The organism is Hylemonella sp. GW821-FHT12C09 (assembly GCF_058807395.1).
On sequence record NZ_JBXAQQ010000013.1, the window covers coordinates 56,832 to 76,373 of the forward strand.

General features: G+C 65.0%; 17 protein-coding genes. 14 read left to right on the forward strand and 3 right to left on the reverse strand.

Annotation, left to right across the window (positions count from 1 at the left end):
• Positions 1-41: 41 nt before the first annotated feature.
• Genes AC1RRP_RS18205 through AC1RRP_RS18215 form a run of 3 tightly spaced genes read right to left on the reverse strand, consistent with a single transcriptional unit; the run spans position 42 to position 4,738 of the window.
• Complete coding sequence (locus AC1RRP_RS18205; protein WP_493038708.1) at positions 42-2,627, reverse strand: bifunctional aconitate hydratase 2/2-methylisocitrate dehydratase; 2,586 nt, start codon at positions 2,625-2,627, stop codon at positions 42-44.
• A 39-nt stretch (positions 2,628-2,666) separates the two neighbouring features.
• Positions 2,667-3,746, reverse strand: a complete 1,080-nt coding sequence (locus AC1RRP_RS18210) for an HpcH/HpaI aldolase/citrate lyase family protein (protein WP_493038710.1) — start codon at positions 3,744-3,746, stop codon at positions 2,667-2,669.
• 5 nt (positions 3,747-3,751) lie between these two features.
• Positions 3,752-4,738 carry a malate dehydrogenase gene (locus AC1RRP_RS18215; RefSeq protein ID WP_493038712.1) on the reverse strand — a complete coding sequence of 329 codons (987 nt, stop codon included), beginning with the start codon at positions 4,736-4,738 and terminating at the stop codon, positions 3,752-3,754.
• A gap of 187 nt (positions 4,739-4,925) precedes the next feature.
• On the opposite strand from AC1RRP_RS18215, the gene AC1RRP_RS18220 reads away from it, so the two are divergent.
• The 14 genes from AC1RRP_RS18220 (at position 4,926) to AC1RRP_RS18285 (ending at position 19,526) form a co-directional block, all read left to right on the forward strand.
• Positions 4,926-5,714: a GntR family transcriptional regulator gene (locus AC1RRP_RS18220; protein ID WP_493038714.1), complete on the forward strand. Its 789-nt coding sequence runs from the start codon at positions 4,926-4,928 to the stop codon at positions 5,712-5,714.
• A gap of 133 nt (positions 5,715-5,847) precedes the next feature.
• Positions 5,848-6,291 carry a succinate dehydrogenase, cytochrome b556 subunit gene (gene sdhC / locus AC1RRP_RS18225; RefSeq protein ID WP_493038716.1) on the forward strand — a complete coding sequence of 148 codons (444 nt, stop codon included), beginning with the start codon at positions 5,848-5,850 and terminating at the stop codon, positions 6,289-6,291.
• Positions 6,292-6,339: 48 nt separating this feature from the next.
• A complete protein-coding gene (sdhD, locus tag AC1RRP_RS18230; protein ID WP_493038718.1) occupies positions 6,340-6,705 on the forward strand; it encodes a succinate dehydrogenase, hydrophobic membrane anchor protein in 366 nt (121 codons plus the stop codon).
• Positions 6,706-6,708: 3 nt separating this feature from the next.
• Positions 6,709-8,505 (forward strand): succinate dehydrogenase flavoprotein subunit, encoded by a 1,797-nt coding sequence (sdhA, locus tag AC1RRP_RS18235; RefSeq protein ID WP_493038720.1) that lies wholly within the window; start codon positions 6,709-6,711, stop codon positions 8,503-8,505.
• A 68-nt stretch (positions 8,506-8,573) separates the two neighbouring features.
• Positions 8,574-9,278, forward strand: a complete 705-nt coding sequence (locus tag AC1RRP_RS18240) for a succinate dehydrogenase iron-sulfur subunit (protein WP_493038722.1) — start codon at positions 8,574-8,576, stop codon at positions 9,276-9,278.
• Positions 9,279-9,297: 19 nt separating this feature from the next.
• Complete coding sequence (locus AC1RRP_RS18245) at positions 9,298-9,576, forward strand: FAD assembly factor SdhE (RefSeq protein ID WP_493038724.1); 279 nt, start codon at positions 9,298-9,300, stop codon at positions 9,574-9,576.
• 9 nt (positions 9,577-9,585) lie between these two features.
• Positions 9,586-10,896 (forward strand): citrate synthase, encoded by a 1,311-nt coding sequence (gene gltA / locus AC1RRP_RS18250; RefSeq protein ID WP_493038726.1) that lies wholly within the window; start codon positions 9,586-9,588, stop codon positions 10,894-10,896.
• A gap of 60 nt (positions 10,897-10,956) precedes the next feature.
• The gene (locus AC1RRP_RS18255; protein ID WP_493038728.1) at positions 10,957-11,337 is read left to right on the forward strand and encodes a hypothetical protein; all 381 of its coding nucleotides are present in this window, start codon (positions 10,957-10,959) and stop codon (positions 11,335-11,337) included.
• Between the two features lie 140 nt (positions 11,338-11,477).
• On the forward strand, positions 11,478-12,401 hold the full coding sequence (locus tag AC1RRP_RS18260; RefSeq protein ID WP_493038730.1) for a LysR family transcriptional regulator: 924 nt from the start codon (positions 11,478-11,480) through the stop codon (positions 12,399-12,401).
• Positions 12,402-12,426: 25 nt separating this feature from the next.
• Entirely contained in the window at positions 12,427-13,848 is a 1,422-nt protein-coding gene (gene leuC / locus AC1RRP_RS18265; protein ID WP_493038732.1) for a 3-isopropylmalate dehydratase large subunit, read from the forward strand.
• 10 nt (positions 13,849-13,858) lie between these two features.
• Positions 13,859-14,509, forward strand: a complete 651-nt coding sequence (leuD, locus tag AC1RRP_RS18270; protein WP_493038734.1) for a 3-isopropylmalate dehydratase small subunit — start codon at positions 13,859-13,861, stop codon at positions 14,507-14,509.
• A gap of 30 nt (positions 14,510-14,539) precedes the next feature.
• Positions 14,540-15,622 carry a 3-isopropylmalate dehydrogenase gene (gene leuB, locus AC1RRP_RS18275; protein WP_493038736.1) on the forward strand — a complete coding sequence of 361 codons (1,083 nt, stop codon included), beginning with the start codon at positions 14,540-14,542 and terminating at the stop codon, positions 15,620-15,622.
• A gap of 71 nt (positions 15,623-15,693) precedes the next feature.
• Positions 15,694-16,833 carry an aspartate-semialdehyde dehydrogenase gene (gene asd, locus AC1RRP_RS18280; RefSeq protein WP_493038738.1) on the forward strand — a complete coding sequence of 380 codons (1,140 nt, stop codon included), beginning with the start codon at positions 15,694-15,696 and terminating at the stop codon, positions 16,831-16,833.
• A 272-nt stretch (positions 16,834-17,105) separates the two neighbouring features.
• The gene (locus AC1RRP_RS18285; protein WP_493038740.1) at positions 17,106-19,526 is read left to right on the forward strand and encodes a motility hub landmark protein FimV; all 2,421 of its coding nucleotides are present in this window, start codon (positions 17,106-17,108) and stop codon (positions 19,524-19,526) included.
• The last annotated feature ends 16 nt before the right edge of the window (positions 19,527-19,542 follow it).

The window sequence follows — 19,542 nt, forward strand, 5'->3', positions numbered from 1 at the left end:
CGGCTCGCGCCACAGGGCCTTGGATCAACAGCTCGCGTGGATCAGGCAGTGACCTTGTCGGCCACGTCCTTGTACTCGTTGATCTGGTCGAAGTTCAGGTACTTGTAGACCTTGTCGCCGTTGGCGGACAGGACCCCCATATCGGCCTGGTACTCGGCCTTGGTCGGGATACGACCCAGCTTGGAACAGATCGCGGCCAGTTCGGCCGAGCCCAGGTACACATTGGTGTTCTTGCCCAGGCGGTTGGGGAAGTTGCGCGTGCTGGTGGACATCACGGTCGCGCCTTCCTTCACCTGCGCCTGGTTGCCCATGCACAGGCTGCAACCCGGCATTTCCATGCGGGCGCCCGCGGCACCAAAGGTCGCGTAGTGTCCCTCTTCGTTCAGCTGCTGCGCATCCATCTTGGTCGGCGGCGCCATCCACAGCTTGACCGGGATATCCCTCTTGCCTTCGAGCAGCTTGGAGGCCGCGCGGAAGTGGCCGATATTGGTCATGCACGAGCCGATGAACACTTCGTCGATCTTGGCGCCGGCCACGTCGGACAGGGTCTTGGCGTCATCTGGATCGTTGGGGCAGCAGACGATGGGCTCGGTGATCTCGTTGAGGTCGATCTCAACCACATGGGCGTACTCGGCGTCCTTGTCGGCCTTGAGCAACTCGGGCTTGGCCAGCCAGGCTTCCATGGCCTTGATGCGACGGCTGATGGTGCGCTCATCGTGATAGCCGTTGGCGATCAGGTTCTTCAGCAGCACGATATTGCTGTTGATGTACTCGATGATGGGTTCCTTGTTCAGCGCGACTGTGCAACCTGCAGCGGAACGCTCGGCCGAGGCGTCGGCCAGCTCGAAGGCCTGTTCCACCTTCAGGTCCGGCAGGCCCTCGATCTCGAGGATGCGGCCGGAGAAGGCGTTCTTCTTGCCCTTCTTCTCGACCGTCAGCAGGCCCTGCTTGATCGCGTACAGCGGAATGGCGTGCACCAGGTCACGCAGGGTGACGCCGGGCTGCATCTTGCCCTTGAAACGCACCAGCACCGACTCGGGCATGTCCAGCGGCATGACGCCGGTGGCGGCCGCGAAGGCCACCAGGCCGGAGCCGGCCGGGAAGGAGATGCCGATGGGAAAACGCGTGTGGCTGTCACCACCGGTGCCCACGGTGTCGGGCAGCAGCATGCGGTTGAGCCAGCTGTGGATGATGCCGTCACCGGGCTTGAGCGAGATGCCGCCGCGGTTGCTCATGAACTCGGGCAGCTCATGGTGCATCTTCACGTCCACCGGCTTCGGATAGGCAGCGGTGTGGCAGAAGGACTGCATGACGAGATCGGAGCTGAAGCCCAGGCAGGCCAGGTCCTTGAGCTCGTCGCGTGTCATGGTGCCGGTGGTGTCCTGCGAACCGACCGAGGTCATCTTGGGTTCGCAATAGGTACCGGGCAGCACGCCCTTGCCTTCGGGCAGACCGCAGGCGCGGCCGACCATCTTCTGGGCCAGCGTGAAGCCCTTGCCGGTGGCCTTGGGCACTTGCGGCAGGCGGAACAGGGTGCTCGGGGGCAGGCCCAGGGCCTCGCGCGCCTTGCCGGTCAGGCCGCGGCCGATGATCAGCGGGATGCGGCCACCGGCGCGCACCTCGTCGAAGAGCACCTCGCTGCGAACCGTAAATTCGGCGATGACCTTGCCATCCTTGAGAGCCTTGCCTTCATAGGGACGCAGTTCGATGGTGTCGCCCATGTTCATCTGGCTCACGTCCAGCTCGATCGGCAGGGCGCCAGCGTCTTCCATGGTGTTGTAGAAGATCGGGGCGATCTTGGAACCCAGGCAGACGCCGCCATAACGCTTGTTCGGCACGAAGGGGATGTCCTCGCCGGTGAACCACAGCACGCTGTTGGTCGCCGACTTGCGCGAAGAGCCAGTGCCCACCACGTCGCCAACGTAGGCCACCAGGTTGCCGCGGGCGCGCAGGTCTTCGATGAACTTGATCGGGCCGCGTTTGCCGTCTTCCTCGGGCGTGATGCCGTCACGCTTGTTCTTGAGCATGGCCAGGGCGTGCAGCGGAATGTCCGGGCGGCTCCAGGCGTCGGGCGCGGGCGACAGGTCGTCGGTGTTGGTCTCGCCGGTCACCTTGAGCACGGTGAGCTTGATGCTCTTGGGCACTTCGGGACGGCTGGTGAACCACTCGGCATCGGCCCAGCTCTGGACCACGGCCTTGGCGTTGGCATTGCCCTTGGCGGCCTTTTCCTGCACGTCATGGAACTGGTCGAACATCAGCAGCGTCTTCTTCAGGCCCTCGGCGGCGACCTTGCCCACCTGGGCATCGTCCAGCAGGTCGATCAGCGGGGTCAGGTTGTAGCCGCCCAGCATGGTGCCCAGCAGCTCGGTGGCCTTCTCGCGCGAGATCAGGCTGCATTTTTCGGTGCCGTGGGCCACGGCCGCCAGGTAGCTGGCCTTGACCTTGGCCGCGTCGTCCACGCCGGCCGGCACGCGGTGCGTGATCAGCTCGACCAGGGTGGTCTCTTCGCCCTTGGGCGGATTCTTGAGCAACTCGATCAGCTCGCCGGTCTGCTTGGCCGTCAGCGGCAGCGGGGGGATGCCGAGTGCGGCTCGTTCAGCGACATGGGCGCGGTAGGCTTGCAACATGGTGACTCCTTCTTAGCAATTCAAAAAAGCGCTCTCGCCTCAGGCGGGAACAGCGGGGGTTTCCAATGCGACCGGGGTCGCGAAATAGGCTTGCACGGCAAGGGGCAGGACGCGCCCGGTCTGGTGGGCGCGCTCCAGCACCTGCCAGAAATAACGGTAGCTGGCACGGTCGTGCAGTTGCCCCTCAAAACTCACGGGGGCCCACTGCGCCCGCTCGGCCGCCTCGACGATGGCAGCGGCGCGCTCGATATCGGCCCCGCTGGGCGCGAGCGCCTCCAGGATGGGTCGGATCTGGCTCGGGTGGATGCTCCACATGCGCGTGTAACCGAATTCGCGCGAAGCCTTGCGAGCTGCAGCCTTCATGGCTTCAGTGTCGCTGAATTCAGTCACCACACAATGAGAAGGCACTTTGCCGTGCGCGTGGCAGGCCGCGGCGATCTCCAGCTTGGCGCGCAAGACCAGTGGGTGCGTGAACTGGCCCATTTCCCCCGTCAACCGGTCGGGCCGCGAACTCATGGCGCTGTCGGGTATGGCCCCCCCATGGGCCGACACAAAGTCCATGAGACCGAAGCTGATGGACTGCACGCGCGGATGCGCGGCAATGTCAAACGCACGGTGCACGGCCGCCGGCGATTCCAGCAGCACCTGCAAGGGCAGCGGATCGGCCCGACCGGCGGTGCGGGCCGCCGCATCGATCGCCGCCACGGCGCGCTCGACATCGGCCACCGTCTCGACCTTGGGGATCATGAGATGGCACAAGGCTTTACCGGCGCCACCGACGATGGTGGCCACATCGGCGTCGAAGGCCGCATGGTCCACCGGATGGACGCGCACCGCGATGCGAGGTGTTGCAGGCAAGGCGGCCTTTCGTGCGCTGGCCTGGGCCTCGTTCGCCAGCGCCACCACCATCAGCGCATGGTCACGCTCGCCGCCCACGGGCGCGCCGTCTTCGCAATCGAGCGAGACGTCGAACACGCAGGCGCCGAACTCGGCCGTCATCTCGGCCTGCAGTTGCAGGCTCTTGCGCATGCGCAGCTCGACGCCGCTGTAATGGTCGCAGACCGGCAGGAAACCGGCTGCGGCCTGGGCGCCGAGGAGGATGTCGCGCGGGTGAGCCATGGAAATTACAGCAGGTGCTTGACGCCGTCCTGCTCACCCACCAGCTCGGCCAGGGTCTTGGCTATGCACTTCTGGCTGAATTCGTCGATGGTCAGGCCCTCGACCAGCTTGTACTCACCGCCTTCGCAGGTGACGGGGAAGCCGAACATGACGTCCTTCGGGATGCCGTACTGGCCGTCCGACGGAATGCCCATGGTGACCCACTTGCCGTTGGTGCCCAAAGCCCAGTCGCGCATGTGGTCGATGGCGGCGTTGGCAGCCGAAGCGGCGGAGGAGAGGCCACGCGCCTCGATGATGGCGGCGCCGCGCTTGCCCACGGTGGGCAGGAACACATTGGCGTTCCATTCCTGGTCGTTGATCATCTTGGCCACGCTCTCGCCCTTGATGGTGGCGAAGCGGTAGTCAGCGTACATGGTGGGCGAATGGTTGCCCCAGACGGTGAGCTTCTCGATATCGGCCACGGCCTTGCCGGTCTTGGCAGCGATCTGGCTGGCAGCGCGGTTGTGGTCCAGGCGCAGCATGGCGGTGAAGTTCTTGCGCGGCAGGTCCGGCGCGCTCTTCATGGCAATGTAGGCGTTGGTGTTGGCCGGGTTGCCGACCACCAGCACCTTGACCTTGCGCGAAGCCACGGCGTTCAGGGCCTTGCCCTGGGCCGTGAAGATGGCGCCGTTGACGGCCAGCAGCTCGGCACGCTCCATGCCCGGGCCGCGCGGACGCGAACCCACCAGCAGGGCGTAATCGGTGTCCTTGAACGCGGTCATCGGATCGCTGTGGGCTTCCATGCCGGCCAGCAGCGGGAAAGCGCAGTCTTCGAGTTCCATCATCACGCCCTTGAGCGCCTTCTGGGCCTTCTCGTCGGGAATTTCCAGCAGTTGCAGGATGACGGGCTGGTCCTTGCCCAGCATCTCGCCGGATGCGATGCGGAACAGCAGGGCGTAACCGATTTGACCGGCGGCTCCGGTGACGGCGACGCGAACGGGCTTTTTGCTCATGTTGGAAACTCCAGATGGTGATGTGGGATGGGTGACCATGGAACCGTGCCGGACAGCGTGCCGGTGGTACCCCGGATGTATCCGAAAGTGTAGCGCGAAAACACCAATTTATCAATTTGTCTTATGTCTTATATAAGATATGATTCGGACCGATAATGCCCCCTCACTTCATGCCCCGGCCGTCCTTATGACCCCCAGCTCGCCCTCCCTGGCCGACCCCTCCGCAGAAAGCGGCGGGCCGGCGGCGGCTGCGCCGGCCTTCAGCCCCCTGTACCAGCAGATCAAGGGCCTGATCCTGCAAAGCCTGCAGTCGGGCGAATGGAAACCGGGCGAGGCCATCCCCAGCGAGATGGATCTGGCCGCGCGCTACCGCGTCAGCCAGGGCACGGTGCGCAAGGCCATCGACGAACTGGCGGCCGAACACCTTCTGGTGCGCCGCCAGGGCAAAGGCACCTTCGTGGCCACCCATGCCGAGCAGCATGTGCAGTACCGCTTCCTGCGCCTGATGCCCGACCAGGGCGACCGCCAGAGCGAAGGTCCGGCTGAACGCAACATCATCGACTGCAAGCGCCTGCGTGCCAGCGCCGAGATCGCGCGCGCGCTGGCGCTGCGCAGCGGAGACAGCGTGCTGCAGGCGCGGCGCGTGCTGTCCTTCGCGGGTCGCCCCACCATCCTGGAAGACCTGTGGCTGCCCGGCCTGCCCTTCAAGGGGCTGACCGCCGAGCGCTTGAGCCAGCATCACGGCCATATGTACGAATTGTTCGAAACCGAATTCGGCGTGCGCATGGTGCGCGCCGAAGAGAAGATACGCGCCGTCTTGCCCGATGCAGCCCAGTGCGCCCTGCTCAAGGTGGGCAGGAACACGCCACTGCTGAGCGTGGAGCGGATTGCCTATACCTATAACGACGCGCCCATGGAACTGCGTCGTGGCCTGTACCTGACCGACACGCACCATTACCGCAATGTCCTGAGCTGAGAAACTTGGTTACGAGCTGTGGATCGCAGAATGAATCCGCCGCCACAGAGCAATGAATGCTGCATTGCAATAGAATTTGCCGCTGCGAAAGCCCGAAAATTACAAAGCGGTTACATCCACAGAAAGCCCACCCATGACTGAGCTTGCCACCCCCTCCCGGCCACAGCGCCCCGAGTTCCGCAACATCAACGCCCTCAAGGACCTGCCGACGTATCGCTGGCCACTGGCCGCTCTCGTCTCCGGCATGCATCGCATCAGCGGTCTGATCATGTTCCTGCTGCTGCCCTTCATCATCTGGCTGTTCGACACCTCGGTGTCCTCCGAGTTCTCGTACGCCCGTTTCAGCGCTGCCTTCAGCGCGGGTCTGGGCTTCCTGCCGGGCTGGTTCATCAAGCTGATCGCCCTGGGCCTGATCTGGGCCTTTCTGCACCACATCGTGGCCGGCCTGCGTCACCTGTGGATGGACGTGGCGCACGCCGTGAGCAAGGAATTCGGCCGCCGCTCGGCCATCGTGACGCTGGTGCTCAGCCTGGGCCTGACCGCCGTGCTGGGCGCCAAGCTGTTCAATCTGTATTAATGGCGTGCCTGGCCCCCAGCTCCGCCCTCACTGACTAGGAAACCTACTATGTCCGTCAACTACGGCTCCAAGCGCCTCGTCGTCGGTGCCCACTATGGCCTGCGCGACTGGCTGGCCCAGCGCGTCACCGCCGCCCTCATGGTCCTGTTCACCGCCATTGTGCTGGTCAAGGTGCTCGCTACCCGCGGCCCCCTGGGCTACGAGGGCTGGGCCGGCATCTTCGCGCCGCAGTGGATGAAGGCCCTGACCTTCGCTGTCATCGTCGCACTGATCTGGCACGTCTGGGTCGGCATGCGCGAAATCTGGATGGATTACGTCAAGCCGGTCTGGCTGCGCCTGTCCCTGCAGGTATTCACCATCGTCTGGCTGGCTGGCTGTGCCGGCTGGGCCATCCAAGTCCTGTGGAGACTCTGACCCATGTCCTATTCCGTATCCAAGCGCAAATTTGACGTCGTCATCGTCGGGGCCGGCGGCTCCGGCATGCGCGCGTCGCTGCAACTGGCCCGCGCCGGCCTGAACGTGGCCGTGCTGTCCAAGGTGTTCCCGACCCGCTCGCACACCGTGGCAGCCCAGGGTGGCATCGGTGCCTCGCTGGGCAATATGTCCGAGGACAACTGGCACTACCACTTCTACGACACCGTCAAGGGCTCCGACTGGCTCGGTGACCAGGACGCCATCGAGTTCATGTGCCGTGAAGCGCCCAAGGTCGTGTACGACCTGGAGCACATGGGCATGCCCTTCGACCGCAACCCCGACGGCACCATCTACCAGCGCCCCTTCGGCGGCCACACGGCCAACTACGGCGAGAAGCCCGTGCAGCGCGCCTGCGCTGCGGCCGACCGCACCGGCCACGCCATGCTGCACACGCTGTACCAGCAGAACGTCGCCGCGCGCACCCAGTTCTTCGTCGAGTGGATGGCGCTGGACCTGGTCCGAGACGCCGAAGGCGACGTGGTGGGCGTGACCGCCCTGGAAATGGAGACTGGCGACCTGCACGTGCTGCACGCCAAGACGGTTCTGTTGGCCACCGGTGGCGCCGGCCGCATCTTCGCGGCGTCCACCAACGCCTTCATCAACACCGGCGACGGCCTGGGCATGGCGGCGCGCGCCGGCATCCCGCTGCAGGACATGGAGTTCTGGCAGTTCCACCCCACCGGCGTGGCCGGCGCGGGCGTGCTGCTCACGGAAGGCTGCCGCGGTGAAGGCGCCATCCTGCTCAACAGCAATGGCGAGCGCTTCATGGAGCGTTACGCCCCGACCCTGAAGGACCTGGCACCGCGCGACTTCGTCTCGCGCTGCATGGACCAGGAGATCAAGGAAGGTCGCGGTTGCGGTCCGAACAAGGACTACGTGATGCTCAAGCTCGACCACCTGGGCGCCGAGACCATCCACAAGCGCCTGCCCTCGGTCTACGAGATCGGCGTCAACTTCGCCAACGTGGACATCACCAAGGAGCCGATCCCCGTGGTGCCCACCATCCACTACCAGATGGGCGGCATCCCGACCAACATCAACGGCCAGGTGGTGGTGCATGACGGCAGCAGCAACAAGGTCGTCAACGGCCTGTATGCCGTGGGCGAATGCTCCTGCGTCAGCGTGCATGGCGCCAACCGCCTGGGCACCAACTCCCTGCTCGACCTGCTGGTGTTCGGCCGTGCCGCCGGCAACCACATCGTCGACTTCGCCTCGCGCACCAAGTCGCACAAGTCGCTGCCGGCCGATGCCGCCGACCGCACGCTGGCGCGCCTGGCGCGGCTGGATTCCGCCAGCAACGGCGAATACGCCCAGAACGTGGCCAATGACATGCGCGCCGCCATGCAGCAGCACGCCGGTGTGTTCCGCACCCAGGCCAGCATGGACGAGGGTGTCAGGAAGATCGCCGCCCTGCGCGAGCGCAGCAAGCACATCGGCTTGAAGGACACCTCCAAGGTCTTCAACACCGCGCGCATCGAGGCGCTGGAAGTCGATAACCTGATCGAATGCGCCCAGGCCACCATGGTCTCCGCCGCTGCCCGCAAGGAGTGCCGTGGCGCCCATACCGTGAGCGACTACGAGCGCCCGGTGGATGACGCGGTGGCACCGCTGGGCCGCGACGATGCCAACTGGATGAAACACACCCTGTGGCACAGCGCGAACAACAGCCTGAGCTACAAGCCGGTCAACCTCAAGCCGCTGACGGTCGAATCCGTCCCGCCCAAGGTTCGTACATTCTGAAACCTTGCGGGTCAGACCCCTCGCGCAGCGATGTGCTCTGACCCCAACTGAATAGAACAGGTGACATCATGACCCTACGCACGTTCCAGATCTATCGCTACGACCCGGACAAGGACGCCAAGCCCTACATGCAGACCCTCGAGGTCGAACTCGACGGCAACGAGCGCATGCTGCTCGACGCCCTGATCAAGCTCAAGGCGGTTGATCCCACCCTGTCCTTCCGCCGTTCCTGCCGTGAAGGCGTGTGCGGTTCGGACGCCATGAACATCAACGGCAAGAACGGTCTGGCCTGCCTGACCAATATGAAGACGCTCAAGGGCACCGTGGTGCTCAAGCCCCTGCCCGGCCTGCCGGTGGTGCGCGACCTGATCGTCGACATGACGCAGTTCTTCAAGCAGTACCACTCGATCAAGCCCTATCTGGTCAATGAGGACGTACCGCCCGAGAAGGAGCGCCTGCAGAGCCCCGAAGAGCGTGAAGAGCTCAACGGCCTGTACGAGTGCATCCTGTGCGCCAGCTGCTCCACCAGCTGCCCGAGCTTCTGGTGGAACCCGGACAAGTTCGTCGGCCCGGCCGGCCTGCTGCAGGCTTACCGCTTCCTCGCCGACAGCCGTGACCAGGCCACCGGCGAACGCCTGGACAACCTGGAAGACCCCTACCGCCTGTTCCGCTGCCACTCCATCATGAACTGCGTCGACGTCTGCCCCAAGGGTCTGAACCCGACCAAGGCGATCGGCAAGATCAAGGAAATGATGGTCGCCCGCGCGGTGTAAGCAAACCAGCAGATTCGCCGTGGACAATGAACTGATCGACGAGAGGGGCCTGAGCAAGCTGAAGTGGCGCTGCCGCCGCGGCCTGCTCGAAAACGACCTTTTCATCGAACGTTTTTTCCGCAAGTTCGAGTCCGCGCTGACCGTCCGCCAGTCGCAGGGTCTGACCGCTCTGATGGATCTGAGCGACAACGACCTGCTGGACCTGCACCTGGGTCGCAAGCCGCTGGCCGAAGTCAGCCCCGAACTGGACCGCGCGGATGTGCAAGAAGTTTTGAAAATGTTGAGAGAAACCTGCTGAAAGGCCCCCATGAAACTCGCTGACAACAAAGCCACCCTGTCGTTCAGTAACGGCACCCCCAGCATGGAGCTGCCGGTCTACCAGGGCAATATCGGCCCGGACGTGATCGACATCCGCAAGCTCTATGGCCAGACCGGCATGTTCACCTATGACCCGGGCTTCCTGTCCACGGCATCCTGCCAGTCGGCCATCACCTACATCGATGGCGACAAGGGCGAGCTGCTGTACCGCGGTTACCCGATCGAGCAACTGGCCACCCAGTGCGACTTCCTGGAAACCTGCCACCTGCTGCTCTACGGTGACCTGCCGGACGCCCAGAAGAAAACCGACTTCACCAAGCGCGTGACCATGCACACCATGGTCAACGAGCAGATGCAGTTCTTCCTGCGTGGTTTCCGCCGCGACGCCCACCCCATGGCGGTGCTGACCGGCCTGGTCGGTGCCCTGTCGGCCTTCTACCACGACAGCACGGACATCAACAATCCCGAGCACCGCGAGATTGCCGCCATCCGCCTGATCGCCAAGATGCCCACCCTGGTGGCCATGGCCTACAAGTACGGCGTGGGCCAGCCCTATATGTACCCGCGCAACGACCTGAGCTATGCCGGCAACTTCCTGCGCATGATGTTCGGCACGCCCTGCGAGGATTACCAGGTCAACCCGGTGCTTGAACGCGCCCTGGACCGCATCTTCATCCTGCACGCCGACCACGAGCAGAACGCCTCCACCTCGACCGTGCGTCTGTGCGGCTCCTCAGGCACCAACCCGTTTGCAGCCATCGCCGCCGGCGTGGCCTGCCTCTGGGGCCCGGCTCACGGTGGCGCCAACGAGGCGGCACTCAACATGCTGGGTGACATCCAGAAGAACGGCGGCGTCGAGAAGATCGGCGAGTTCATCAAGCAGGCCAAGGACAAGAACTCGGGCGTCAAGCTCATGGGCTTCGGTCACCGTGTCTACAAGAACTACGACCCGCGCGCCAAGCTCATGCAGGAAACCTGCAAGGAAGTGCTGCAGGAGATGGGCCTGGAGAACGATCCGCTGTTCAAGCTGGCCATGGCCCTGGAGAAGATCGCCCTGGAAGACGACTACTTCGTGCAGCGCAAGCTTTACCCGAACGTGGATTTCTATTCGGGCATCGTGCAACGCGCCATCGGCATCCCGGTCAACCTGTTCACTGGCATCTTCTCGCTGGCCCGCACCGTGGGCTGGATCGCCCAGCTCAACGAGATGATCAGCGACCCCGAGTACAAGATCGGTCGTCCGCGCCAACTCTTCACCGGCTCGCCGCGCCGCGACGTGCCGCCGCTGGCCAAGCGCTAAGCCGCGCCACAGAGCCCGCCGCACGGCAACGTCGGCGGGCTTTTTCTTTGGGACATACGCATGAAACTGATCCGGCTCGCCGCCGAACTGCGCGCCCTGCAGACTGAAGCCCCGGGCACGGAACCTTGTGCCTGCGGCCTGGGGGCCTACACCGGCTGGACCAGCCTGACCGAAGAGCGCTGGCCCGCCGCACTCATGACCCAGCTCGCCACCCTGCGCGATCCCGAGGTTGATGAGCCGACCTTCGAGGAATGCCACCCCGCCGGCACGCGTTATGACGACCCCTCCGCCCCGGTGGCCCTGGCCTGGTTCCCCTACAACCGCTGCGACGTCTGGCGCTGCCAGACCTGCCAGCGCCTGGTGCTGCGGTACACCGAATTCGGTGGTTATTACGTGGACCACCGCGTGCGCCTGCTCAATCCAGCCTTGATCGTCGACTGAGTCCTTGCACCCGGGGAACCGGGTGCAAGCATCGCCCGCAGGGCAGCACAGTCATCGTGAAACACGATGACAAACACATCCTTCATAAGGGAAAATGGAAAACTCATCGTCAAGCGCGATGACAAATCCAGAGTCACCCGATGAAAACCGCCGACCGCAGCTTCGCCCGCCGCATGGACCTCACGTCCCTGCAGCTGTTCGTGGCCGTCTGCGAACTCGGAAGCATCGGCCGCGCGGCCGAACGCGAATTCATCGCCGCCTCGGCCATCAGCAAACGCCTGGCTGACCTCGAAGCCACGCTGGGCACCCCGCTGCTGTATCGGCACACGCGTGGGGTGGACCTCACGCCGGCCGGCGAAAGCCTGCTGCACCACGCACGCTCCGTGCTCTACAGCCTGGAGAAGATGCAGGGCGAGCTTAGCGAATACGTGGACGGCGTGCGTGGCCATGTGCGTGTGCATGCCAGCATTTCGGCCATCGTGCAATTCCTGCCCGAGGACCTGGGCGCCTTCATCCGCGCGCACGAGCAGGTCAAGATCGACCTCGAAGAGCACCTGAGCACCGAGGTCGTGCGCGCCGTGCAGGAAGGTGCCGCCGACCTCGGTGTCTGCAATGTGGCGGTTGGCACGGGTGAGCTGCAGACCCTGCCCTACCGGCAAGATCAACTCGTGCTCATCGTGCCCCAGGGTCATCCGCTGGCCTCAGCCGGCGCCATCGCCTTCGTGCAGACCCTGGACTGGGACCATGTGGGCCTGCACGCCACCAGTTCCATCTACCTGGCCATGCGCGAAGCCGCCGCGGCTGCCGGCCGCAGCATCCGCCTGCGCATCCACGTCACGGGCCTGGACGCCATGTGCCGCATGATCCACAACGGCCTGGGCGTGGGCGTGATGCCGCGCCGCGCTTTCGAGCTCATGCACGGCGTGGGCAAGCTGGCCTGTGTACCCCTTCAGGACGACTGGGCCCACCGCCGCATCGAGCTCGTCGCCCGCGACTTTTCCACCCTGCCCGTCACCGCGCGGCTGCTGGTAGACCACCTCACCGCCACACCGGCAACCCCCTAAAATCGAACACTCTGCAGAGGACACCATGGGACGCACCCTTTACGACAAGATCTGGGACGAGCACGTCGTCCACACCGAGGAAGACGGCACCGCCGTCCTCTACATCGACCGTCACCTGGTCCATGAAGTGACCAGCCCGCAGGCCTTCGAAGGCCTGCGCCAGGCCGGCCGCAAGGTCTGGCGCGTGAGCTCCATCGTGGCCACCGCCGACCACAACACCCCGACCACGGGCTGGGAACTCGGCTACGACGGTATTGCCGACCCGATCAGCAAGGAACAGATCACCACGCTGGATGCCAACATCAAGGAATCGGGCGCGGCCGCCTTCTTCCCCTTCCTGTCCAAGCGGCAGGGCATCGTGCACGTGATCGGCCCGGAAAACGGCGCCACGCTGCCGGGCATGACCGTGGTCTGTGGCGACAGCCACACCTCGACCCACGGCGCCTTCGGCGCACTGGCGCACGGCATCGGCACCAGCGAGGTTGAGCACGTGATGGCCACGCAGACCCTGCTGGCCAAGAAGGCGAAGAACATGCTGGTCAAGGTCGAAGGCACGCTGGCCAAGGGCGTGACGGCCAAGGACATCGTGCTGGCCATCATCGGCAAGATCGGCACCGCCGGCGGCACCGGCTACACCATCGAGTTCGCCGGCTCGGCCATCCGTGCCCTGTCCATGGAAGGCCGCATGACGGTCTGCAACATGGCCATCGAAGGCGGCGCGCGCGCCGGCCTGGTGGCCGTGGACGAGAAGACCATCGAGTACGTCAAGGGCCGTCCGCTTTCGCCCACGGGCGTGGAGTGGGAGCAGGCTGCTGCCTACTGGAAGACGCTCAAGTCCGATGCAGACGCGAAGTTCGACACCGTGGTCGAACTCGACGCCACGCAGATCCTGCCGCAGGTCACCTGGGGCACCTCGCCCGAGATGGTGCTGGGCATCGACGGTCGCGTGCCCGATCCGGACAAGGAAAAAGATGCCAACAAACGTGGCGCCATCGAACGCGCTCTGACCTATATGGGCCTGGAGCCCGGCAAGGCCCTGGCTGACGTCACCATCGACAAGGTCTTCATCGGTTCCTGCACCAACAGCCGCATCGAAGACATGCGCGAAGCCGCCGCCGTGGTCAAGAAACTGGGGCAGAAGGTTGCCAAGAACGTCCGCCTGGCCCTGGTCGTGCCCGGTTCGGGCCAGGTCAAGGAGCAGGCCGAACGTGAAGGCCTGCACGAGATCTTCAAGGCCGCCGGCTTCGAATGGCGCGAGCCCGGCTGCTCCATGTGCCTGGCCATGAACGCCGATCGCCTGGAGCCCGGCGAGCGCTGCGCCTCCACCAGCAACCGCAACTTCGAGGGGCGCCAGGGCGCCGGGGGCCGCACCCACCTGGTCAGCCCGGCCATGGCGGCGGCAGCTGCCGTGCACGGCCACTTCGTCGACATCCGCAAGTTCTCCTGAGAGGTCCCCCATGCAGAAATTCACCGTGCACAAGGGTCTCGTGGCGCCCATGGACCGCGAGAACGTCGACACCGACGCCATCATCCCCAAGCAGTTCCTGAAGTCCATCCGCAAGACCGGCTTCGGCCCCAACCTGTTCGACGAGTGGCGCTACCTGGACGCCGGCTACCCGGGCCAGGACCCGGCCAGCCGCAAGCCCAACCCGGACTTCGTGCTGAACCAGCCGCGTTACGCGGGCGCCTCCGTGCTGCTGGCGCGCAAGAACTTCGGTTGCGGCTCCTCACGTGAACACGCGCCCTGGGCACTGGACCAGTATGGCTTTCGCGCCATCATCGCCCCCAGCTTTGCCGACATCTTCTTCAACAACAGCTTCAAGAACGGCCTGCTGCCCATCGTGCTGCCCGAGGCCACGGTGGCCCAGCTGTTCGACGAGTGCCTGGCCTTCCCCGGCTATCAGTTGACCGTGGATCTGGAGCGCCAGGTCATTGTCAAGCCGCAGGGCGAGGAGATCCCCTTCGACGTTCAGGCGTTCCGCAAGTACTGCCTGCTCAACGGTTTCGACGACATCGGCCTGACCCTGCGTCACAAGGACAAGATCGCCGCCTTCGAAGCCCAGCGCCTGACGCAAAAACCCTGGCTTGCACATACCATGCTCGGCTGATAGCTCTCAATTCAATAGCAAACCTACATCATGAAAATCGCAGTTCTGCCGGGTGACGGCATCGGTACCGAAATCGTGGCCGAGGCCGTCAAGGTCCTCCAGGTCCTGGACCTCAAGTTCGAAATGGAAACCGCCCCCGTGGGCGGTGCGGCCTACGAGGCCGCCGGCCACCCCCTGCCCGATGCCACGCTGAACCTGGCCAAGGCGGCCGACGCCATCCTCTTCGGCGCCGTTGGCGACTGGAAATACGACAAGCTCGAGCGCGCCCTGCGCCCTGAGCAGGCCATCCTGGGCCTGCGCAAGCACCTGGGCCTGTACGCCAATTTCCGCCCGGCCATCTGCTATGAAGAGCTCGTGGGTGCTTCGAGCCTCAAGCCCGAGCTGATTGCCGGCCTGGACATCCTGATCGTGCGTGAACTCACGGGCGACATCTACTTCGGCCAGCCGCGCGGACGCCGCACGGCCGTGGACGGCCACTTCCCCGGTGCCGAGGAAGCCTTCGACACCATGCGCTACAGCCGCCCGGAGATCGAGCGCATTGCCCACACGGCCTTCCAGGCCGCGCGCAAGCGCAACAAGAAGGTCACCAGCGTGGACAAGGCCAATGTGCTCGAAACCTTCCAGTTCTGGAAAGACGTGGTCACCGAGGTGCACAAGGACTACCCGGACGTGGAACTGAGCCACATGTACGTGGACAACGCAGCCATGCAGCTGGTCAAGGCGCCGAAGAGCTTTGACGTGATCGTGACCGGCAATATGTTCGGCGACATCCTCTCGGACGAAGCCGCCATGCTGACGGGCTCCATCGGCATGCTGCCCTCGGCCAGCCTGAACAGCAGGAACCAGGGCCTGTACGAGCCCAGCCACGGCAGCGCGCCGGACATCGCCGGCAAGGGCGTGGCCAACCCGCTGGCTACAATACTGTCTGCTGCCATGATGCTCCGCTTCTCGCTCAACCAGGCCACGGCCGCCGACCGTATCGAGTCGGCCGTGAAGAGCGTGCTTGCGTCCGGACTGCGCACGGCGGACATCTGGTCGGCAGGCACCGCGAAAGTGGGCACCCGCGAGATGGGCGACGCGGTGGTCGCCGCCATTACGAAAACCAAGGGCTGAACAGCGCCCGGTTCGTCACGCCCTCCCGGCCGACGAGCCGGGTAAACAGGATTTGATTGAAAGGGCATGTGATGAGCAAGGTAGGTAATGTCGTAGGTCTCGTCGGCTGGCGAGGCATGGTGGGTTCGGTCCTGATGGACCGCATGCAGGCCGAAGGCGACTTCGCCCTGATCGAGCCCGTGTTCTTCTCGACCTCCAACGCCGGCGGCAAGGCTCCGGCACAGGCCAAGAACGAAACCACCCTCAAGGACGCCAACAGCATCGAGGACCTCAAGAAGTGCGACATCGTCCTGACCTGCCAGGGCGGTGATTACACGAAAGAGGTGTACCCGAAGCTGCGCGCTGCCGGCTGGAAGGGCCACTGGATCGACGCGGCCTCATCGCTGCGCATGGCCGACGACGCGGTCATCATCCTGGACCCCGTCAACCGCCACGTGATCGACCAGTCCCTCGCCCAGGGCGGCCGCAACTGGATCGGCGGCAACTGCACCGTGAGCCTGATGCTCATGGGCATGGGCGGCCTGTTCAAGGCCGGCCTGGTCGAATGGGTCAGCGCCATGACCTACCAGGCCGCTTCCGGCGCCGGCGCGCAGAACATGCGCGAGCTGCTGAGCCAGATGGGCGCCCTGCACGACGCCGTCAAGGCCGAGCTGGCCGATCCGGCTTCCGCCATCCTGGACATCGACCGCAAGGTGGCCGCCACCATGCGCGACGCCAGCTTCCCGACCAAGAACTTCCGCAACACGGCCCTGGCCGGCAGCCTGATCCCCTGGATCGACGTGCCCGTCGAACACGGCCAGAGCAAGGAAGAGTGGAAGGGCGGCGCCGAGTGCAACAAGATCCTGGGCAAGCCGGCCTTCCGCAGCGCCGGCAGCATCCCGATCGACGGCCTGTGCGTGCGCATCGGCGCCATGCGTTGCCATTCGCAGGGACTGACCGTCAAGCTCAAGAAGGACGTGCCCCTGGCAGAGATCGAAGGTTTGCTGGCCGGCGCCAACGACTGGGTGAAAGTGGTCCCCAACCAACGCGAGATCACCGAGCGTGAACTGACCCCGGCCGCCGTGACCGGCACGCTGACCGTACCGGTCGGCCGCCTGCACAAGCTGGCCATGGGCAACGATTACCTGGGCGCCTTCACGGTCGGCGACCAGCTCCTGTGGGGCGCTGCCGAGCCGCTGCGCCGCATGTTGCGCATCCTCTTGCAAGCTTGAGGCAAAGACAGATATTCGTTGTCCGTTAACAACAAACACAGCCTGAATCAGAGCAAGGATCTTAGGGCAAGAAAGTTAAGCGCTTTCTCAGCTTGTCAGGCTAACGTATTGATGTTAAGGTACTTTTCCAGTTTGACGATCATGGTTTTTGGACTGAAAACCGTGAAGTTCACCCCTACCTCGCCCGAGCATCGGAGGCCCCTAAATTGATTGCTAAGTCACAACGCTGGCAAAGAACCGCCCTGGCGATTGCCTCTGCCACGGTTCTAGGTTTGTGGGGATCGCAGGCCGCTGCACTCTCCCTGGGGCGCATCATGGTCCAGTCAGCGCTGGGCGAACCGCTGCGCGCCGAGATCGAGATCCTGGAAATCAGCGAGGACGAAGCATCCTCGCTGCGGCCCCGGGTGGCCTTGCCGGACACCTTCCGTGCCAGCGGCATGGAATACAGCTCGACCCTCAATGGCCTGCAGATCTCCCTGCAAAAACGCGCCAACGGGCAGCGGTACCTGCGCCTGAGCAATGTGCGGGCCGTCAATGAACCCTATGTGGACCTGATCCTCGAGGCCAACTGGTCCTCGGGCCGCATCGTGCGTGACTACACGATGCTCTTCGATCCGCCGGTCCTCAATGGCGCCCAGACCGCCGTCGTGCCGCAGGCGCCCCAGGTCAGCTCGGTGCCGATCCGCATCGCACCGCCCCCCGCGCCTGCTGAAGCTGCGATCCCGGCCCCCGTGCCTGCACCGGAAACACCGGCCAGCGCGGCGCCGGAGCCGGCTACCGCGCCTGCCGCAGATGCTGCGGCCCAAGCTGCAAGCGAAGCAGCCAGTGCAACAGCCCCTGCGCCCGCCGCCGAGCCCCGCAGGAGTGCTGAGCCGCCACCGCCTGCGGTGGCTGGCCGCGAGCGCATCACCGTCAAGGCTGGCGATACCGCCGGCAAGCTGGCACTGAACCAGAAACCGGCCGACGTTTCCCTCGACCAGATGCTGGTGGCCATGTTGCGCAGCAACCCGGAAGCCTTTATCGGCGGCAACGTCAACCGGCTGCGCAAGGGCGCCGTGCTGGACATGCCCGGCGCAGAAGACGCGCAAGCCACGCCGGCCGACGAAGCCCGCCAGATCCTGCAGACCCAGAGCAAGGACTTCAACGAATTCCGCCGCCGCTTGGCAGCCAGCGCTCCGGCCAGTCCTGAGGCTGCGGCCGACCGCAAGACCAGCGGCGCCGTGCAGGCCCAGGTCGAGGAAAAGAAAGCTGCGACCACCGCGCCCGACAAGCTGACCCTCTCCAAGGGCGCCGTCCAGGCCAAGGCCTCGGAAGACAAACTGGCCAAGGAACGCAGCGCCAAGGATGCGGCAGTCCGCACCGAGGAACTGTCCAAGAACGTGGCCGAGCTGGAAAAACTCAGCAAGGCTGCTACGCCGGCACCCGCACCGGCCACCAAACCGGCCGCGCCCGCCGCACCGGCTGCGGCGCCAGTGGCCTCGGCACCCGTCGTGACACCCGCTCCCGCACCGCAAGTTGCGGCGGCCCCCGTGGCGCCGCCCGCCGCCGCGCCGGCTGCGGTCGCATCCGCGCCCAAGGCGGCTGCACCTGCTCCGCGCCCGGCTGCATCGGCCCCCATGGGGCCCGTCGCCGAGGAACCTTCGCTGCTGGACGAGTTGATGGACAACCCGTTGATCCCGGCTGCGGCCGGTGGTCTGGTGGCCCTGCTGGCCGGCCTGGCCTTCTACCGCAGCCGCCAGCGCAAGAATGCAGGACAAGTCGACAGCGCCTACCTGGAGAGCCGTCTCCAGCCTGACTCTTTTTTCGGCGCAAGCGGCGGACAACGAGTTGACACCAACGACAATGGTGCCAGCAGTTCCTCGTCCATGGTCTATTCGCCCAGCCAGCTCGACGCTGGCGACGATGTCGACCCCGTCGCTGAAGCCGATGTCTACCTCGCGTATGGCCGTGACCTGCAGGCCGAAGAGATCCTCAAGGAAGCGCTGCGCAATCATCCGAGCCGTGTTGCCATCCACCAGAAACTCCTGGAGATCTACGCCAAGCGGCGCGATGTCAAGAATTTCGGAGTGATCGCCAAGGAAGCCTACAAGGTGACCGGCGGCAGTGGTGCCGAGTGGGAGCAGATCTGCGAACTCGGCCGCGGCATCGACCCGAACAACGAGGCCTACCACCCCGGCGGCGAGCCCCCGGCGTCGGTACCCGCCCCCCTGCAGGCCACCCCCAGCAGCTACGCCAGCCAGCCCGCACGTCAGGCGGCCGCGGCCCCTGTTGCAGCGGCGGCCAGCATGGACCTCGATCTGGATCTGGACTTCTCGCTGGACGAAGCAGAGTCGCGCGCTCCCGCGCCCTCCGCCGCCACCATGCCCGCGCCGATTGCCTCGGCACCCGACAACAGCCTGGCCTTCGAAGCTCCGTCCCTGCCGCAGATCAGCCCGGCGGCCTCTGCCCCGGCCCCCGCTGCCGACAACATGATGAACTTCGACATGGGCGGGCTGTCGCTCGACCTCGGCACGCCTTCCGTGGAACCCGGCACGGGTTCGGACGACCCCCTAGGCACCAAGCTGGCACTGGCCGATGAGTTCAAGGCCATCGGCGATACCGACGGCGCCCGCGCGCTGATCGAGGAAATCATTGCCGAAGCCTCGGGTGACATGAAGGCCCGCGCACAGAAGGCCCTGGCCCAGCTCGGCTGATCCGGCCGGGTCCCTT

What these genes read in the sequence shown, in the direction of transcription:
- leuD (WP_493038734.1), top strand. Translation starts at nt 13,859, where the DNA reads ATGCAGAAATTCACCGTGCACAAGGGTCTCGTGGCGCCCATGGACCGC.
- AC1RRP_RS18210 (WP_493038710.1), bottom strand. Translation starts at nt 3,746, where the DNA reads ATGGCTCACCCGCGCGACATCCTCCTCGGCGCCCAGGCCGCAGCCGGT.
- leuB (WP_493038736.1), top strand. Translation starts at nt 14,540, where the DNA reads ATGAAAATCGCAGTTCTGCCGGGTGACGGCATCGGTACCGAAATCGTG.
- leuC (WP_493038732.1), top strand. Translation starts at nt 12,427, where the DNA reads ATGGGACGCACCCTTTACGACAAGATCTGGGACGAGCACGTCGTCCAC.
- AC1RRP_RS18260 (WP_493038730.1), top strand. Translation starts at nt 11,478, where the DNA reads ATGAAAACCGCCGACCGCAGCTTCGCCCGCCGCATGGACCTCACGTCC.
- sdhC (WP_493038716.1), top strand. Translation starts at nt 5,848, where the DNA reads ATGACTGAGCTTGCCACCCCCTCCCGGCCACAGCGCCCCGAGTTCCGC.
- sdhA (WP_493038720.1), top strand. Translation starts at nt 6,709, where the DNA reads ATGTCCTATTCCGTATCCAAGCGCAAATTTGACGTCGTCATCGTCGGG.
- gltA (WP_493038726.1), top strand. Translation starts at nt 9,586, where the DNA reads ATGAAACTCGCTGACAACAAAGCCACCCTGTCGTTCAGTAACGGCACC.
- AC1RRP_RS18205 (WP_493038708.1), bottom strand. Translation starts at nt 2,627, where the DNA reads ATGTTGCAAGCCTACCGCGCCCATGTCGCTGAACGAGCCGCACTCGGC.
- AC1RRP_RS18255 (WP_493038728.1), top strand. Translation starts at nt 10,957, where the DNA reads ATGAAACTGATCCGGCTCGCCGCCGAACTGCGCGCCCTGCAGACTGAA.
- asd (WP_493038738.1), top strand. Translation starts at nt 15,694, where the DNA reads ATGAGCAAGGTAGGTAATGTCGTAGGTCTCGTCGGCTGGCGAGGCATG.
- sdhD (WP_493038718.1), top strand. Translation starts at nt 6,340, where the DNA reads ATGTCCGTCAACTACGGCTCCAAGCGCCTCGTCGTCGGTGCCCACTAT.
- AC1RRP_RS18215 (WP_493038712.1), bottom strand. Translation starts at nt 4,738, where the DNA reads ATGAGCAAAAAGCCCGTTCGCGTCGCCGTCACCGGAGCCGCCGGTCAA.
- AC1RRP_RS18220 (WP_493038714.1), top strand. Translation starts at nt 4,926, where the DNA reads ATGACCCCCAGCTCGCCCTCCCTGGCCGACCCCTCCGCAGAAAGCGGC.
- AC1RRP_RS18240 (WP_493038722.1), top strand. Translation starts at nt 8,574, where the DNA reads ATGACCCTACGCACGTTCCAGATCTATCGCTACGACCCGGACAAGGAC.